The following is a 12888-nucleotide window of genomic DNA, read 5'->3' on the forward strand; positions in this document are numbered from 1 at the left end:
AGGTGAAGATCCTTTTTGATAATCTCATGACCAAAATCCCTTAACGTGAGTTTTCGTTCCACTGAGCGTCAGACCCCTAATCCCAGCTGTAGCGGCCTGATTACATCCGGCCGCTACACCTAGCTCCACCTTCAAACAAGGAATATCGTTGATGTCACTGTATCGCCGTCTAGTTCTGCTGTCTTGTCTCTCATGGCCGCTGGCTGGCTTTTCTGCCACCGCGCTGACCAACCTCGTCGCGGAACCATTCGCTAAACTCGAACAGGACTTTGGCGGCTCCATCGGTGTGTACGCGATGGATACCGGCTCAGGCGCAACTGTAAGTTACCGCGCTGAGGAGCGCTTCCCACTGTGCAGCTCATTCAAGGGCTTTCTTGCTGCCGCTGTGCTGGCTCGCAGCCAGCAGCAGGCCGGCTTGCTGGACACACCCATCCGTTACGGCAAAAATGCGCTGGTTCCGTGGTCACCCATCTCGGAAAAATATCTGACAACAGGCATGACGGTGGCGGAGCTGTCCGCGGCCGCCGTGCAATACAGTGATAACGCCGCCGCCAATTTGTTGCTGAAGGAGTTGGGCGGCCCGGCCGGGCTGACGGCCTTCATGCGCTCTATCGGCGATACCACGTTCCGTCTGGACCGCTGGGAGCTGGAGCTGAACTCCGCCATCCCAGGCGATGCGCGCGATACCTCATCGCCGCGCGCCGTGACGGAAAGCTTACAAAAACTGACACTGGGCTCTGCACTGGCTGCGCCGCAGCGGCAGCAGTTTGTTGATTGGCTAAAGGGAAACACGACCGGCAACCACCGCATCCGCGCGGCGGTGCCGGCAGACTGGGCAGTCGGAGACAAAACCGGAACCTGCGGAGTGTATGGCACGGCAAATGACTATGCCGTCGTCTGGCCCACTGGGCGCGCACCTATTGTGTTGGCCGTCTACACCCGGGCGCCTAACAAGGATGACAAGCACAGCGAGGCCGTCATCGCCGCTGCGGCTAGACTCGCGCTCGAGGGATTGGGCGTCAACGGGCAGTAAGGCTCTGAAAATCATCTATTGGCCCACCACCGCCGCCCTTGCGGGCGGCATGGATTACCAACCACTGTCACATTTAGGCTAGGAGTCTGCGCGGCAGAGCCGTGTGACCGGTTTTCTGTAGAGCACTGACGATGGCGGCGGCGCTCTCTGCAATTGGCAAGGCGTCGGCGCCAAGGATACCAATCTTGCGGCGCGCGGCGTGTTATGACGACTGGGGTGCATTTGAGCCGCCCCATTTAACCTTCGCCCTCACAGATACGCCATTCGCCTCAGATTTAGCGCCATGCAGACGAGCTTCCACTCGGCTTGCACCTTGTCCAGGCCCCTCATGCTGAACTGACGCAATCCCATCACCGCCTTGATCCAACCATTCGGAGCCTCCACGATCGACTTGCGCCGGCGGTAAGCTGCATCGCCTTGCTCCGTTTTCAATTTCGCCGCAATCGCCGCCGTATGCGGATGGGTCTTGGCATTGACCTTGGCATCTTCACGTCCCTCGCGGCCGAGGGCAACGATGACATCGCCGTGGTGATCGGCGACCTTTGCCAGAACAGCCTCACTACGGAATCCCGCATCCGCCAGCGTCTGGGCCGGCATTTCTCCGGTGTTGGCCTGAACTGCTGCCAGCATGCCCAGCAGCGCCTGACTGTCCGCGGCGCAGTTGGTCAACTCCGCCGCCACGATGATCTGGTGCTCGGCATCGACCGCTGTGTACCCGTTGTAGCTCTGCTCGGAGCCACCACCGGCGTGTTTCATGATCCGGCTGTCCGGATCGGTGAAGCTTTCCTGATCACGGTCATCCGGCACACCAAACTCGCGTTTGTACGAGCCACCGCCCTTGTCCGAGCCATCCGGATGGCGAGGCCGGCGGCCATCGTCTTCGCTGCGCCCCCGGGCCTGGTCCGCTTCACGCTGGCGCGCTTCCAGGCGCGCCTTTGCCGCCTGGATCGCCTCCAGGCGCTTCTCGCGGCGAGAAATCTCGGCAGGAATGTCCAGCTCCGGCTCGTTACGCTCCTGGTCGTCGGTAGCCTTGGCGCGATCAAGCAGCGCCTTGATCTCGCAATGCAATTCGTCCTCGGCCGGCTTCATGCGCTTATAGCTCATCGCCTTGTGGTCGCCATGTTTGGCGGCTTCGTATTCAGGTTCTTTAGAGAGATCCTTTAGATCGCCGTTCCTCACTACTGCCGGGAAGTCTCCCCAGGGAGCACGTTCGGCCTTATGTTCGGTCATGGTTTCAATCCCGGTCAGCGTCCCATATAGCCCCGAAACCTGCCAGGTGGGCCAAGATAGACCAGGCACCATAAGCAATAGGGCTAGGGTTGGTTTTGCTCACCCAACGCCTGAAGGTTCGGGTTCCCTTTCCGCTGCCTCTCTCACCAGGCAAACCAACGAGATCAGCGACATCAACGCCACCGAGAGGCTTACTAAGCCCTTTTCGTTGCCTAATCAGCTCCAACACCTCTTTGATTTCATCGGCGGTTGGAGCCTGCCAATCTTCAGCGAACGGCCTAAGCGTTTCAGGTCTAATCATGCGATAAATCCTCAAATAGCCCCGGTCAATGCCGGGGCTTTTTTATCAATGGGTAACGGTCGCGGCGGCCTCCCGATACGCCTTCAGTTCAATCAAGAGCAAGCCAAGCTCCCGCATCTTCATGCGCGGCATATGAACGGGGCGGCGGGCCGTCAGAGCGTCGCCAATGTGTTTTGCAAGTGATACAATATCCGTATTCATCGCGTTTATCCTCAAATTGACCGGTGAAAGCCCCTGTGATTGGTTGCAGCCATACCAGGGGCACCATTTCTTTTTCTACCTATGCACCTCCTTTAAGAGCCCCGGCCATCACCGGGGCTTTCTGTTGCTAGTCTATTGCGGCCAAGATGGCCTCTTTTTCGTCATGCTCACAAGCCCAATCCCGCAAGCTGTGATACAGCCTTGAAAACCGCTCCTGGTCAGCGCCTTCTGTGTGAAATGACAGATGGCTATAGAGGTAGAGGCAAGCGGTAATCCCGGCAGCATCGGCGCTCATTTGGCCACTAAAGTAGTTCATGGCCTCGATGTTCAGCATTTCATCACGACGCCCAGGAGCCATATAAAAGCCGCCGTTCGACAGCTCCCACATAAGCCAATAAGCCCCGCGATACTCGCGGCAGAGCCCTTTCATTTGCTGGTAAAGCATCGACTCGAAAACCACATAGAAACGGCCTACATAGCGGGGCATTGCAGCCATACGGCGAGGGGTGGCGACCAGGGAGCAGATCAGGGGATTAAGTTCTGTTTGCATCATCGGAGTTCTCCGGTATTGACCGTGGCGGGTGCCCGGCCTTCTGAGATATATAATAGGCCATTTTGGCCTATTGTGTCAAGCGGGTACAATAAAAAATAGGCCAAATCGGCCTACTTTTTTTCTCTCCAACTGAGCCACATTTTATTCAGCTCCAGGCTGCGGGCTGGCCAATCTGGCAGATTCACCGCATGGGCGCGGTAGTTGATCCGAGTATTCAGAGTGCAACGGGGAAAGGGGTTGGCCACCTTGCAGTAACGATAAAACAGACCGACGAGGCGAGCACCGTAACGATCACGCTCCCAGGTCAAAACGTTGTGCATATGCTCGCGGCGTTCGCGTATCCATTCTCGATAGAGTTGGTGAAAGGTGCGGTTAGCTGTGTGGATCATCGGAGTTCTCCGGTATTGACCGTGGCGGGTGCCCGGTCTTCTTAATTAAGATTATAGGCCAAAATGGCCTACTATGGCAAGAAAAAGCGCGCTCTACGTTAAAAAAATCACGTAGTCGCGGGGGATTGCCGCCAAGATTTCGCATAGCGTCGCCTGATTTCGTACGTACGAAATGGGCCACCTGGTCGAGCTGCTGCCGATGCCTGGTGAGTTGGCCACCTGGTTGATTTCCTTCTGGCGTCCAGATCTGAACTTGGCCACCTGGTCGAGCTGCTGCCGGTGCCTGGTAAGTTGGCCACCTGGTTGATTTCCTTCTGGCGTCCAGATCTGAACTTGGCCACCCGGTCGAGCTGCTGCCGGTGCCTGGTAAGTTGGCCACCTGGTCGAACTGCTGCCGGATCTAAAGGTGGAATATTAAGCAGGTAGTGATAGACTGAGATCCAGCATGGCTATACGCCTGCTAACCCCTCAAAAGAAAGCAGCCTCTAGGGCTGCCATCCGTTACGAAATCTCACTCACTTTGAAATAGCCATCTAAACGGCTTTACACCTGGCCGCCTGAAGGGCAACCGCTGAGGCTTCGCCATTAGTAATAGGGGAGGGACTTGTCTCACTGTTTTGTTGAGGTGAAGGCTTGCCCAGGCGATACCATTTAGCCCGGCTCATGCCCATAGCTTCCCAGGGCTTTTGCCTGCTCAATGAGTTGGCTTCATAGGCTTCACGCTCAAGCTGGCCAGCGGCGCGGCGACGTTCTTCATCACGCAGTCTATCGCGCTCTCTGCGGCGCTTCTGAGCCTCGTCAGTGCTGATAATCGTCTTCAGTTGCTCTTGTTCTTGCTGTGAGATCTGGAATAGGTTGATCAGCGTGTCGTTTTTGGGCGTGTATAGCGGTGCAAACGACTTTCCGCCGAACTCGACACGTTCCCCAGCCTCATAGGATTTCGCCTTGCTGTAGAGCGTCATAAGCTCTTTGGAGCGGTAAGACCAACGAGTATCCAGCTCGGAGGAAAGAGCGGCGGCCTCATGGTACATCTGGGCGCTGTTTGTTGCCCCGGAGAGAAGGAGAAAGTTAAGACGCCAGAAAAGATGCCTCATTCGCTCGCCTTCGTTGATTCCACCTCTGAGCTGGCCCAACTTGCGTAGGTCTTCCAGGGGGAACCGCAGAATTCGGAAAAAATCGTACGCTAAGCTAAGGAAGGTCTGAAAAAGCCCCCGCTCGAGAAATGCATCCCAGCAACCATGCGGGTTACAGAGCGGTGATTTCGCGAAACATGGGCTTTTTCAGAGCTTCCTTAGCGTTACGATAAAGCTAGCATGGAAACGATAGGTGCAAGCAAGTTAAGGGTTGCATCGCGCATGTCAATCTAGGCTATACCTCAACTGGGCGTCAGTCGGCTCACTGGCATCGCGTCAGACTAGGGCCGCTTTCTGCATTATCTGACGCCTAAACGTCAAACTCTATGGCCTCAACCTGACAGGCCGCATGCTTAGCGTACGATTTTGTCCGTTTTCTCTACCGTCCCCATCCAGGGGCTGATCGGTCGCCAGCGCGACCAGAACCGGCTTGAGGTTATCATTCGTGCAGCGGACTCCTGATACTGTTCGTTCAATAGACGACTGCACAACAGCCTTCAAACCGCGTTGTCTGGTGCAGTCGTCTTCTGAAAATGACAAAAACCGCCCCTTGCGGCAACTGTCCAACAAACCACCGTTTGCTGAACACTTGCCGGGTTACGATGAAACACCAACAAATGCCGCTCACTGCCTGCCCTGCCACGCCTTCACGGCCTCGGCCTGCGCCTGTGCCGCATATCCTTCATCGAGACTGCCGAAGGTGTCCGCCGCTACCTCGTCCATTAGGGTCTGCAAGGCCGTGTCGGCACTATCCGCTTGCGCAACAAGTTGGGCCTGTCGGCGGGCTTCCATCGCTGCCTCGGCGGCTTGCAAGTCCTCTCGGTCTTGCAGTTCCTCCACGATGTTTTCGCGCCAAGTCGCATCACTGCCCGCCTCGTTGCATAGCTCGCTGAGACGCTGCGCGGCATCCTCTGAACGAGCAAAAAGCCGCGCACATCGCAGGATGCGGGCGGCTTCTTCCGGGTTGCCTCTGGCTTGGTCGAACAAGAGCATTTCGCCCACGGCGGCGAGGGCTTCAAGCTCAAGCTGCTTGTCGTCGCCGCTCATTTCGCGTGCGCCTTGTGCGCCTCAACGTAGGAGCGCAAAACAGCATTCATGCGCGACTGATAACGCTTGCCGGTGTGCTTGAAGAACTCCAACACTTCGGCATCAATGCGCAGCGTGATTTGCTTCTTGGTGTGGGGCAATTGCTCCGCTGCCTTCATCCAGACAGCATCAGGCAGATAGGGTGCATCGCTATAGTCGATCTGCTCATCCGGCATCGAGGCCACGGCATCCAGTCGCGCCTTCTGCTCGGCGCTCAACTGTGGCGGCTTCTTGAGGTCAAGAGTTCGCTTCACGATATTGCTTTCTTTCGTCGGCATTTGCTTTCCTCGCAGAGATAAGGCGGATGGTTTCCTCGTGTCGGACGGTGTAGACCACATACAGGACAGCCGAGTAGGCAAGCCCAATCGTTGCCCAACGATCTTCCCCGTAGTCCTCGCGTCCGTCGTAGGCTTCAACCCGCCCGGAGTCGTAAAAAACAAGCTCGGCATCCTCGAAGGAAACGCCGTGCTTTTTCAGGTTTCGTGCCGCTTTATCGGCGTCCCATTCAAGTTCCATTGTGTTCTTATTGTAGCGTCTTTTTGTAGTTACATCAAGTCTTATCGACTCATGCCGGGTGAGTTGTCGCGCTCGATCTTCTGCGCCTTGGCCTGCTCCTGCTGGCGTACAGGCTCGCGCCCTTCCAGCTTCTCCCACTGCTGGCGGTACTTCCCAAGCTCGGCGGCTTGCCGGTCGCCTGCGGCGCTGTAGGCATAGCGGGCGGTGCGCTGCGCGTAGTCGTTCCAGTCGCGCCCCTCGTCCTTCTGCCGGGTGGCCGGGGCGCACTGGCGGATAGCGCCCTCGATGGCGGCTTGATCGTGGCCGGTAACGCGCATCCGCACGGCAATCATGGAATCCACGCGGGACAAGTCCACCTCGCCGCCACGCTGCCGCTTGATCACGTCGCGGTAATGCCGCTGGTAAGCGTCGATCGCGCTGCCGCTGGCCGCTGCAAGCTCCAAGGCGGGCTTGGCTTTGCTGCGTTCTGGCTGCTGCGCCTTCAAGGCGGCCTGACGCTGATACTCGGCGTCGATCTGGCTGGACAGGGCCAGCGCCTTGACGCACTCGCGGCGCTCGGCCTTGAGCAAGCGCACTTCGGGATAGCTGCCGTCCTCGCGCTGGTGCTTGGGCTTGCGATTCTCGTAGCCGGGTGCGCGGTGCGGGTGGATGGCTCCCGATAGCTTCGGGTCGCCGTATTCACGGTTCAGGGCATCGCTCAGCCGGTTGCCCACGTCCTTGTCGTGGGCCGTCCCCAGCTTCGGCACGGTGATGATGGCCTGATAGTTGCCGGGGCTTGATTCCAGCACAACGGCGGGCCGGTAGCCGTCACGGATAAGCCGCTCCAGCTTCTCCCGGTTCATGTCGTCGATGAGGATGTGATGCTTCTTGTCCGATAGTGGCGTGTAGTAGAGGTTTTCGCCCCGGCGCTGTAGGCGCAGCATCTCCGGCGTGCGCTGCTCGATCTCCTGCGGCGTGAAGCCCCGCGTGATGCCGTCCTTCTTGTCGAGGATGAAGGTTTGCTTCCTTCCGTCTGCCTGCATCTTGATGGACGTTACCCGGTAGCGCTCCGCGCCTACCGCTTCCGCGTACAGCTCAAACTGCTTTAGCTGCTCCGATTTCATCGCCTGCGCCCTCTCCTGCTGTATCCGCTGCCGCTCCTGCTGGATGCGCTCCTGAAGCTCAGGATTCGTGATCTTGAAACCGTGCTCTGCTGCTAACTTCGCGCACATGGCCTTGTATTCGTCGTTCCCGGTTACGGTGAAGCTGCCCCACTTCTGCGCCGATAGCTGCAAGGCGGCAAGCGTGCTGTCCCGGTTGCGCCAGTCGTGAATATCGATGCTTTTTCCCTTGTCCACGAAAGACACACCCCCGCCCGCCCCCGCTTCTTCCTTCCGGCTGTAATGCACCTGCTGGCCCACGATTTCAGGCTGATAGGCGCGGATGTCTCGCGGCGTCGGCGGCTCGCCGCTCGCGCCCTCGATGCGCTGCGGCTCGCTGGCGCGGTGCCGCCACTGCTCGGCAAGCTCCGGGCTTTTCTGCATCCGCTGCCACTGCTCCAGGTCGGGATAGGGCCGGAACTGCTGCCGGTGCTGCTCGCGCTGCTTCTGGTGCTTCTCTTTCAAGGCTGCTTTCTCTGCGGCCTGCTCGGCGGCAATCACGCTGCGCATGGCGTTGAGCACTTCGCCCTTACCCTTCCAGTTGCCGCGCATGAGTTCATCGCGGCGGGCTTTCTGCTGCTCGGCAATCTGCTTGCGCTCCTGCTCCTGCCGCTTGTCCAGTGCCAGCTTGGCCGCGTTCTTTTCCGCGTAGTGCGCCTTGCGCCCGGTGATGTAATCCTTCCATCCCGGCACGTCTGGCTTGATCGGCTCTGGCTCGCGCTGTGCTACCTGCTGACGCTGCGGCGGCGGCTGGTAAGCTCCGAGTCGCTTTTGTAACTTGGATAGGCTCGCGTCCCGGTCTGCGCTGCTGGCCTTCACGCCAACATCACCGACAAAGAGCGTCGCCCCGCTGCCTGTTTTCTCGTAGCGCATCCCCTTGGCTGCTAACTCGCGGTGCAACTGCTCCCACGTCTGCGCCTTTTTGATGATCGGTGCGCCGTCCTCAATGGCGATGCGTTCGGCGGATTTCTCCCCGGTGCGGTTTTCCATGTCGCGCTTCGGCTGGGCTGGCTGGCGCGGCTTGTCCTTGTCGATGTGCTCCCGGCCTAACTCACCATTCTCCAACACCTGATAACGCCCGTTCTGCTCACGCTGCCAGCCTTGTGCGTTCTCGATTCGTGCTATCGCCTTGTGCGCTGCCTCAATGTCGAAGCCGTTATTGATCTTCACCACCTTGAGCGTTTCAGGATGCACGCGGTTGATGGCAAGGTGCAGGTGCAAGTTGTCCGTGTCGGCGTGCAAACCATAGATGGCTTGATGGTCTTTAACACCTAGCTCATCCATGAAAATGCTTACCGCTTCTTCGACCTGCTCCGGGCTGGGCTGCTCGCCTTCTCGCCAACTCAGGACATAGTGATTGATCGTGTCCTTGCTTCGCACTGCCTCTTGTGACAAGGCAATCATTTCTGCCGTCTGGCTCTGTGGTTCATCGGTGATGAATCCACGCGCCCCGGCATGGATGCACTTCTCCTGCGAGTTCTCACGCTCCGGCTCGCGGATGTAGTCGGTTAGGCGAGAAACGCGAACCGCCTTGCTTGCTGCCTTCTGCGGGTTCTTAACCTTCTTGACGATCACGGCTCAGTTTCCCGATGTAGGCTTTCAGGGCCACAAGTGCCCCGGCTGTGTCCTTGTTGTAAATGCCTCCGCTTTCGTTGTGGATGTGCTTGAGCAATCCACCGATGCGCCGCAGCTCCTTGAGCATCACAGCGTCAGCGTTGGCAATGATCGGCCTGCCGAAGTAGCGGCGGCGGACAAGCTCGGACATGCTCAACCCGGCAAGGTCGGCATCCTCTTTCAAGCGGGCCTTCTCCGCTGCGGTCAGCCGTACATTGATAACGGCGTCCAGCGGTTCCGGCCCCTGCGTTTCAAATGGCATCGTGTCTCCTTCTCGCCGGGGCGGGGGGCGGGGTGTGTCTTGGACAGTAAGAAGCGAGAGCGCCGCACTGTCCGGGGTCAAGGGGATACCCCTTGCAGGATAAGCCAGACCGTGAGAAGCGAAGCGCCGAATGGGCAGGCGTCCGTTGGAACCACGTGGCGAAGCCATGTGTGTTACAACGGTCATCCTGTATTGCTCATCCGCTCTACTATCGTATCAGCAGTTTAGGTGCACGGGACGCACTTTGCAACAAGCACAAATGGCGCTATGCTGTCAACTCCGCAACAAGTAAGCAAAGGAGTTAGCACGATAAAGCATACGACAGAACAGCTAGAGGCTATCGCTGCAAAGCTGCGAGAGATGCCGCCAGTCGAGAAAAAGAAGCAAGAGCACAGCAAGCAAGATGCCGTGCGCATACTCTCGAAGGAAATCGCCTTGTTGCAAAAGCGTGGATACACGCTTGACCAGATTTCCGAGACGCTGCGCGGTGAAGGTCTGAGCATCGCAACTCCAACACTCAAGAGCTACTTGCAGAGAGCAAAGCCAGCGAAAAAAGCTCCGGTGCACGCACCGGGAGACACACCCCGCCCCCGCCCCGCCGTCAAGAAGCCTGCGGATACATCAAAGGCGACATTCACCCCGAAACCTGACAGCGACGACATTTAAGGAGTAAGCAACATGGCGAAAAGCATTTACCTGATCGGTGGCAGCAAGGGCGGCGTTGGCAAGTCGCTTGTCACGATGGCAACGGTTGATTACCTGCAAGAGCGCGGCGAAAGCGTCTTGCTGATTGAGTCTGACACCTCTAACCCGGACGTATGGAAAGCCTATAAAGAAAGCACGGAAACGGAGCTTATCAATCTGGATGAGGCGGACGGATGGATTCAGCTAGTGAACTTGTGCGATAGCAAGCCGGATAGCGTCGTGGTAATCAACACGGCAGCACGGAATAACAAGGGCGTGAGCGCCTACGGTGAAACACTGAATAGCACGCTTGAAGAACTCAAGCGGAAGCTGGTCACGCTGTGGGTGATTAACCGCCAACGGGATAGCCTCGAACTGCTCAAGGAATACATGGACGCAATTCCGAATGCGGATGTTCATGTGGTACGCAATGGACACTTCGGGGAAGAAAATAAGTTCGAGCTTTACAACGGCTCCAAGCTGCGCACGGCGGTAGAGGAACGCGGCGGGAAATCGGTGACATTCCCGGACATGGCCGACCGTGTGAGCGATGACATTTACAGCAAGCGCATGAGCATTGCGGTAGCACTCAAGGAATTGCCCATTGGCAACCGTGCGGAGCTTACGCGGTGGCGCAACGAGGCCAAAAAGGTATTGGAGGCCGTAGTCCATGAGTGACCTAGACGACAGCTTTGCAAAGCTGCTCGGCAGGCAACCTAGTGACGCGGAGCGGCAAAGTCTTTACCGGGTTCGGGATGCACTCGGCCTGAAAAACAATGATGCGCTGTGGCTGGTGCTCATGGCCTTGCAACACTACCAAGGCCAGTATGAGAAGTTCCCGCAAGCGATAGCACAAGCAGCCAAAGATACCTTGGTCAATTTCAAGGTAACGGCGGATGCAACCGTGAAAGCATCAGCGGAAGCAGCCAAGGCGGATTTGGCGCAAGCGGTAGCAGCAGCAGCGCAAGAGGTCGCGCACAACACATCAGCAAAGCAGATGTGGCAGTGGGCGGCGGGCTGCATCGCCGTGGCCTTCCTGTGCGTCGGCCTGTTCGGCTGGTACATGCACAGCAGCGGCAAGGATTCGGGCTATCAGGCCGGATACGGCGCCGGATACGGCGCGGGATACACCGAAGCCAAGGACGAGAAAGCGGCGGCGGCATGGGCCAACACGCCAGAGGGGCGCTTGGCCTACCGCTTCGCTCAAACGGGAAGCCTCGCCAGCTTGGCGAAGTGCGATAGGCCGGGGTGGTACGTCGAAAAAGGCGTGTGCTACGTCAAGCCCGCATCGGATGGCACCTACGGATGGAGGTTGCCATGAGAATCAAGATCAAAGGAGAAATCACGGCAGAACGCCTAGCGGAAGCACTGCACGCAGCAGCAGAAAAATACGAAGCTGTGAGGCCGGGGCACAAGGTCTATGGGGCCAATCTTTACCTCACGGCATTCGATGCGGATGGTCTGCCTTTCGATCTGGTAGACCATCGCGGCGAACCGCTTTCGATCACCATCGAGGCCAAGTCTGGCGAACTGGTAAAACCAGCACTCACAGCAGAGGGTGAAGCACGCCGACAGAAAGCCAAAGAGGAAGCACGAAGGCAAGCTGAAGAAGCGGAAGCTGAAGCACAGCGCAGACACAGGCAAACCTTAGACGAATACGAACAGGAGCGGCAAAAACGACGGAAAAAGGAAGCCGAAGCAAGAAAGCAATTTGAGGACGCGAACGCAATCACTGCCGAACTCTTGAAAACCATGCCGGAACGCTTCATCGACGAACTGAACAAAACCGTGCAAGGCGTTTGGGACGACCTCAAGCCAACCGAAACGCAAGGCAAGAAGAAGGGCCAGCCGAAAGCACTACCAGTCTTTTCCGTCCATGCGGACGGCCTGTTGCTCTCCGTCGAGACATGGAAGAACCCACGCCGGGTGCTCAATCCGCTTTGCACACTTCAGCACGGAAAAATAGCCCCATTCTGGATGCACGAAGCGTGGTTAGAAGCCATGTGTGGGATGCGAATAAAGATTCATCCGTACAAATAAAGTCTCATTCTTTGAAATAGAGTTTCATCCTAAAACAGAGGGCAAAGCCTCCTGCGGGACGGTGGCCACTTTCGGCCCTGCCGGTCGCCGTCCGTTCGTGCGGCGCTGCAAGTATCGCAGCACACCCAGCGTCATGCGGGCGTCGGCAAGGGCGCGGTGTGCGCCGTCTTCTGCCACGCCGCAGTCGGTCGCAGCCTCGATCAGCTTCAACCATCGCCAGCGGTCGCGGCTCCGGTCGTACTCTCCATGCCACTCGGCATACATCAGCATCGCGCAAGCGGTCGTCAACACTGGCGCGGTGATTCCGTGTATCTGATAGGTCTGCCGCAGCAAGCGCGCATCAAAAGCGACGTTGTAGGCAACGACGGTTCGGCCAGCAACGGCGGCGGCGTACTGCTCGGCCACCTCGGGCCAGCTCGGCGCACTGGCCACCATGGCGTCGGTGATTTTGTGAATCGCTGTCGCCTCGACCGGGATTGGCCGGGTCGGGCGTACCAGCGTGTCGAGGATCGGTGCGCCGGTCACGTCGAGTATGGTTATCTCGCAAATCTCGGCGTCATCACCGAGGCCGGTGGTTTCGGTGTCGAGCACAATGCAGCCTGCGGCGATCAGGTCTTTTGCCTGCGCTGCTGGCTAATAACATCATGTCGATCAGCCAATAACATCATGCCGATCACTTTTTTTCTGCCCGCGTTTATAGCGTCTTC

15 protein-coding genes and 1 pseudogene are annotated in these 12888 nt (G+C 58.0%); 5 read left to right on the top strand and 11 right to left on the bottom strand.

Annotated elements, in window-relative coordinates; all coding sequences use genetic code 11:
- Positions 1–151 precede the first annotated feature (151 nt).
- The gene (locus tag OKC40_RS20475; protein ID WP_004199234.1) at positions 152–1033 is read left to right on the top strand and encodes a carbapenem-hydrolyzing class A beta-lactamase KPC-2; all 882 of its coding nucleotides are present in this window, start codon (positions 152–154) and stop codon (positions 1031–1033) included.
- Positions 1034–1282: 249 nt separating this feature from the next.
- Here the strand turns inward: OKC40_RS20475 and OKC40_RS20480 are convergent.
- The 10 genes and pseudogenes from OKC40_RS20480 to OKC40_RS20530 form a co-directional block, all read right to left on the bottom strand.
- A pseudogene (locus tag OKC40_RS20480) lies at positions 1283–2146 on the bottom strand (IS1182-like element ISKpn6 family transposase); the annotation flags it as partial.
- Between the two features lie 463 nt (positions 2147–2609).
- The gene (locus tag OKC40_RS20490) at positions 2610–2765 is read right to left on the bottom strand and encodes a hypothetical protein (RefSeq protein WP_013213988.1); all 156 of its coding nucleotides are present in this window, start codon (positions 2763–2765) and stop codon (positions 2610–2612) included.
- A gap of 127 nt (positions 2766–2892) precedes the next feature.
- Positions 2893–3318 (bottom strand): antirestriction protein, encoded by a 426-nt coding sequence (locus tag OKC40_RS20495; protein WP_013213989.1) that lies wholly within the window; start codon positions 3316–3318, stop codon positions 2893–2895.
- A 110-nt stretch (positions 3319–3428) separates the two neighbouring features.
- A complete protein-coding gene (locus tag OKC40_RS20500) occupies positions 3429–3707 on the bottom strand; it encodes a hypothetical protein (RefSeq protein ID WP_013213990.1) in 279 nt (92 codons plus the stop codon).
- Positions 3708–4240: 533 nt separating this feature from the next.
- Positions 4241–4801: a replication protein gene (locus tag OKC40_RS20505; protein ID WP_014343471.1), complete on the bottom strand. Its 561-nt coding sequence runs from the start codon at positions 4799–4801 to the stop codon at positions 4241–4243.
- Positions 4802–5464: 663 nt separating this feature from the next.
- A complete protein-coding gene (locus tag OKC40_RS20510) occupies positions 5465–5887 on the bottom strand; it encodes an antitoxin MazE-like protein (protein WP_015060223.1) in 423 nt (140 codons plus the stop codon).
- Positions 5884–6204 carry a BrnA antitoxin family protein gene (locus OKC40_RS20515; protein WP_045286807.1) on the bottom strand — a complete coding sequence of 107 codons (321 nt, stop codon included), beginning with the start codon at positions 6202–6204 and terminating at the stop codon, positions 5884–5886. The genes OKC40_RS20510 and OKC40_RS20515 overlap by 4 nt, the downstream gene beginning before the upstream one ends.
- Positions 6164–6442 (bottom strand): BrnT family toxin, encoded by a 279-nt coding sequence (locus OKC40_RS20520; protein WP_015060221.1) that lies wholly within the window; start codon positions 6440–6442, stop codon positions 6164–6166. Before OKC40_RS20520 ends, OKC40_RS20515 begins: the two co-directional genes overlap by 41 nt.
- 41 nt (positions 6443–6483) lie before the next feature.
- The gene (traI, locus tag OKC40_RS20525; protein WP_033996285.1) at positions 6484–9156 is read right to left on the bottom strand and encodes a TraI/MobA(P) family conjugative relaxase; all 2673 of its coding nucleotides are present in this window, start codon (positions 9154–9156) and stop codon (positions 6484–6486) included.
- Positions 9137–9457 (bottom strand): plasmid mobilization protein, encoded by a 321-nt coding sequence (locus tag OKC40_RS20530; RefSeq protein WP_021029055.1) that lies wholly within the window; start codon positions 9455–9457, stop codon positions 9137–9139. The genes traI and OKC40_RS20530 overlap by 20 nt, the downstream gene beginning before the upstream one ends.
- A 360-nt stretch (positions 9458–9817) precedes the next feature.
- On the opposite strand from OKC40_RS20530, the gene OKC40_RS20535 reads away from it, so the two are divergent.
- The 4 genes from OKC40_RS20535 to OKC40_RS20550 are packed head-to-tail and all read left to right on the top strand — an operon-like array spanning position 9818 to position 12181.
- A complete protein-coding gene (locus OKC40_RS20535; RefSeq protein ID WP_232048283.1) occupies positions 9818–10123 on the top strand; it encodes a protein mobC in 306 nt (101 codons plus the stop codon).
- 12 nt (positions 10124–10135) lie between these two features.
- Positions 10136–10819, top strand: coding sequence for a nucleotide-binding protein (locus tag OKC40_RS20540; RefSeq protein ID WP_015060218.1), 684 nt, complete (start codon positions 10136–10138; stop codon positions 10817–10819).
- A complete protein-coding gene (locus tag OKC40_RS20545; protein WP_015060217.1) occupies positions 10812–11462 on the top strand; it encodes a DUF6753 family protein in 651 nt (216 codons plus the stop codon). Before OKC40_RS20540 ends, OKC40_RS20545 begins: the two co-directional genes overlap by 8 nt.
- The gene (locus OKC40_RS20550; protein ID WP_015060216.1) at positions 11459–12181 is read left to right on the top strand and encodes a hypothetical protein; all 723 of its coding nucleotides are present in this window, start codon (positions 11459–11461) and stop codon (positions 12179–12181) included. The genes OKC40_RS20545 and OKC40_RS20550 overlap by 4 nt, the downstream gene beginning before the upstream one ends.
- A 24-nt stretch (positions 12182–12205) precedes the next feature.
- Here OKC40_RS20550 and OKC40_RS20555 read toward each other — a convergent pair whose 3' ends face one another.
- Complete coding sequence (locus tag OKC40_RS20555) at positions 12206–12772, bottom strand: 3'-5' exonuclease (RefSeq protein WP_226453197.1); 567 nt, start codon at positions 12770–12772, stop codon at positions 12206–12208.
- Between the last annotated feature and the right edge of the window lie 116 nt (positions 12773–12888).

The sequence above is a fragment of the Aeromonas sp. QDB11 genome (assembly GCF_027705265.1).
GTDB lineage: Bacteria > Pseudomonadota > Gammaproteobacteria > Enterobacterales > Aeromonadaceae > Aeromonas > Aeromonas allosaccharophila.

What these genes read in the sequence shown, in the direction of transcription:
- OKC40_RS20495 (WP_013213989.1), bottom strand. Translation starts at nt 3,318, where the DNA reads ATGATGCAAACAGAACTTAATCCCCTGATCTGCTCCCTGGTCGCCACC.
- OKC40_RS20520 (WP_015060221.1), bottom strand. Translation starts at nt 6,442, where the DNA reads ATGGAACTTGAATGGGACGCCGATAAAGCGGCACGAAACCTGAAAAAG.
- OKC40_RS20515 (WP_045286807.1), bottom strand. Translation starts at nt 6,204, where the DNA reads ATGCCGACGAAAGAAAGCAATATCGTGAAGCGAACTCTTGACCTCAAG.
- OKC40_RS20550 (WP_015060216.1), top strand. Translation starts at nt 11,459, where the DNA reads ATGAGAATCAAGATCAAAGGAGAAATCACGGCAGAACGCCTAGCGGAA.
- OKC40_RS20490 (WP_013213988.1), bottom strand. Translation starts at nt 2,765, where the DNA reads ATGAATACGGATATTGTATCACTTGCAAAACACATTGGCGACGCTCTG.
- OKC40_RS20535 (WP_232048283.1), top strand. Translation starts at nt 9,818, where the DNA reads ATGCCGCCAGTCGAGAAAAAGAAGCAAGAGCACAGCAAGCAAGATGCC.
- OKC40_RS20530 (WP_021029055.1), bottom strand. Translation starts at nt 9,457, where the DNA reads ATGCCATTTGAAACGCAGGGGCCGGAACCGCTGGACGCCGTTATCAAT.
- OKC40_RS20505 (WP_014343471.1), bottom strand. Translation starts at nt 4,801, where the DNA reads ATGAGGCATCTTTTCTGGCGTCTTAACTTTCTCCTTCTCTCCGGGGCA.
- OKC40_RS20545 (WP_015060217.1), top strand. Translation starts at nt 10,812, where the DNA reads ATGAGTGACCTAGACGACAGCTTTGCAAAGCTGCTCGGCAGGCAACCT.
- OKC40_RS20500 (WP_013213990.1), bottom strand. Translation starts at nt 3,707, where the DNA reads ATGATCCACACAGCTAACCGCACCTTTCACCAACTCTATCGAGAATGG.
- OKC40_RS20510 (WP_015060223.1), bottom strand. Translation starts at nt 5,887, where the DNA reads ATGAGCGGCGACGACAAGCAGCTTGAGCTTGAAGCCCTCGCCGCCGTG.
- OKC40_RS20475 (WP_004199234.1), top strand. Translation starts at nt 152, where the DNA reads ATGTCACTGTATCGCCGTCTAGTTCTGCTGTCTTGTCTCTCATGGCCG.
- OKC40_RS20540 (WP_015060218.1), top strand. Translation starts at nt 10,136, where the DNA reads ATGGCGAAAAGCATTTACCTGATCGGTGGCAGCAAGGGCGGCGTTGGC.